Origin of the sequence: Microvirga tunisiensis (assembly GCF_009296175.1) — a bacterium.
In the GTDB taxonomy this organism is placed as follows: domain Bacteria; phylum Pseudomonadota; class Alphaproteobacteria; order Rhizobiales; family Beijerinckiaceae; genus Microvirga; species Microvirga tunisiensis.
This window is the reverse complement of the sequence record NZ_VOSK01000675.1, coordinates 1-1,791: the sequence shown is the minus strand read 5'-3', so window position 1 is coordinate 1,791 and position 1,791 is coordinate 1. Positions and strand designations below refer to the sequence as shown.

Genomic DNA, 1,791 nt, shown 5'->3' with positions numbered 1-1,791 from the left:
TGTTGCTTGTCTCAATGATGTTAGGGAAGCGAGCGGATTACAAATCCGCGCTCATGCAATGATGGAATCATACGGCACAGCGCCATGACCGTCTGGTCGCGCAGACCAGCGTCAGTGCCCGGTTTCAACTCGCCGGGAGGGCAGCCGTCGTGCAAAAGCACAATTGCGCCTGGCCGAACGGAGGCGAGCACCCCATCGACAATTGCGTCCACCCCGGGGCGGGACCAGTCTCGCGGGTCTACCGACCAGTGGAGGGCCGTTAACCCAGCGCTCGCTGATATAGTGAGCACTTCTTCGGTCCAGATCCCAAACGGCGCGCGCATGTGGCGCAGCGAGGCCTGAGGGCACGCCATTCTGACGACCTTGTTCGCCTCAAGTATTTCACGTTTTATTTCACTGGGCCCGCAATTGGACAGATCCGGATGAGTCATCGTGTGGTTAGCGACCTCGTGCCCTTCTGTAACCATTCGTCGGATTAGTTGCGGCTGGTCTAGTGCGTACGCGCCGATGACGAAGAAAGTCGCCGGCACCCGGTGTTCCGCCAGCACATCGAGGACCCCGGGTGTGCAAAGCGGATTAGGGCCGTCGTCAAACGTCAGGAAAACGTTGCGACTTGTGGTGCCATCAGCACACTCACTGCGCACTTTGGATGAGAGGTCGAGGTGCTTCATAGCTCCGGCCCGTTCCGCTCAATGATCGTACCGGTCGGCCAATCCGTTATCGGCCGTCCGATCGGTAAGACCACAGCGAGTACGTCCTCGACGCGCGTGGGGGGCAGGTCGAGATACACATCTGGGAGTGTAGACCGCACGCGAACCCCCGAAACGATAGTCGCCAGACCGCTTCGGCAGAACCTCTCAACATGGTTCCGCAGCGCGTGCCGAACCGCGCCGAACGCGAATGGAGCGCCAAGCTGATGCAGGACTGGATACATGACGCGAATTGAGTGGCTGATTCCGAGTCCCTCAAGATCCGGACGTACCCCGTACAACCCTAGTTCGGCCACCAATAGATCGACCCCGCCAACCTTGATGAAGCGGCGCAGCGCTCCAATATGAGCGGCTACACCGCTCGAGTCATAGCCGATTACACGGAGCTCAGGCCTCGCTCCGGCCCAGCTTCGGCTACCTTCGAATGGTTTTGCATTAAACGCCCCAGTCGGACCGTAGGTCTTTCGAAAGAAGTCGGCGAGTTCGATATGGTCGGAGAGCTGCAGCTCATTTTCCCAACACAGTCTCCACCGCACCTGAGAGCGCATGCGAGGGCCTCCTCTTTCCTGCGATTATCTAAGGAACGCATCACACGTCGAAGTGGCGGCGTGATTGGTGCACGTCAGACGTTGTCGCCAGCGATCGTGATGCTAGCCATGCGGTCTGATAAACCTTGGTAGCGCCGCATTCCGGAGCTGATGGGCTTTCTCACGACTTCCCGTCCGTCCTGCGCCGCTCGTCAATGCTGCCGCCAACGCCCTTGAGTACGGCCAAATGACACTGTCCTAATGCAGCATTCCGCAAGAGTGGTAAAATCGTTTGTTCAGATGGCACCCATCCACGCTATGGATACATTCAGGGCAATCGCTTCAAGGCCTTGATCTCAATCTCCTCGTCGCGCCGTGCTGGGCTGTTTGGTGGAGATCCTGCCGAAGCCTGTGCGCACCACCTACTTCTAAGTAGGTCGCCATGAGTCTTGCAACGCGAGAGCTGCGGGTGTTCCCTGGGGAGTATGCGACGACATGATCCCTTTCCTGAGATGCAACTCGACGAGGCGGATCGCAAGCGGCTGGCCGCCGCG

The 1,791-nt window shown here is 58.8% G+C and carries 2 protein-coding genes; both read right to left on the bottom strand.

Going from position 1 to position 1,791, the window contains the following annotated elements:
* Positions 1-20: 20 nt before the first annotated feature.
* A complete protein-coding gene (gene nodB, locus FS320_RS42755) occupies positions 21-671 on the bottom strand; it encodes a chitooligosaccharide deacetylase NodB (RefSeq protein WP_152718568.1) in 651 nt (216 codons plus the stop codon).
* Positions 668-1,258 carry a NodA family N-acyltransferase gene (locus tag FS320_RS42750; protein WP_152718567.1) on the bottom strand — a complete coding sequence of 197 codons (591 nt, stop codon included), beginning with the start codon at positions 1,256-1,258 and terminating at the stop codon, positions 668-670. Before FS320_RS42750 ends, nodB begins: the two co-directional genes overlap by 4 nt.
* Positions 1,259-1,791 lie beyond the last annotated feature (533 nt).

Bases quoted from the DNA above. Each gene is read 5' to 3' on its own strand.
- nodB (WP_152718568.1), bottom strand. From the start codon at position 671: ATGAAGCACCTCGACCTCTCATCCAAAGTGCGCAGTGAGTGTGCTGAT.
- FS320_RS42750 (WP_152718567.1), bottom strand. From the start codon at position 1,258: ATGCGCTCTCAGGTGCGGTGGAGACTGTGTTGGGAAAATGAGCTGCAG.